We start from the raw sequence: 446 nt of genomic DNA, 5'->3' as shown, positions 1-446 counted from the left end.
GATTACTAATGATAGTGTTAGTTTTACTTTGGATCTATATATTGAAAATTTGCTTGATGATACATTAACCCCTAGAATTTCAAGTAGGCATCTAAAGACAAATGTTTATCTCACTGATACAAATTCATTTCTTATAGGCGGTATTAATAGCAAAGAAACGATTAAATCAACAAAGACTATTCCATTTATTGAAAATATTCCTATTCTTGGCGATATAACTACATATAAAAGCGAAAAAACAAACGATTATAGCTTTAGTATATTTATCACTATGTTACCATCTGAGAAAGATATTTTTTCAGAGTTTTATTACGATCCAGCAGATAAACACATTGCTTTAGAACGCTATTTGACGAGCGCAGCGCGCAACGCAAAAGGGGCCCCACGTAGTGGGGAATGAGCGTGCGCTCTTGGCTATATATAATATAAGTGTGTAACCTAAAGGA

Annotated in this window: 1 protein-coding gene; it reads left to right on the top strand. The window is 33.4% G+C overall.

Going from position 1 to position 446, the window contains the following annotated elements:
* A partial coding sequence (locus UNSWCS_RS10370) for an ABC transporter ATP-binding protein (protein WP_035143995.1) occupies positions 1-400 on the top strand: 400 nt, incomplete at its 5' end.
* Positions 401-446 lie beyond the last annotated feature (46 nt).

Source organism: Campylobacter concisus UNSWCS (assembly GCF_000466685.1).
Lineage (GTDB): Bacteria > Campylobacterota > Campylobacteria > Campylobacterales > Campylobacteraceae > Campylobacter_A > Campylobacter_A concisus_A.
The sequence above is the reverse complement of the archived record's forward strand: the minus strand, read 5'-3'. Positions and strand labels throughout refer to the sequence as shown.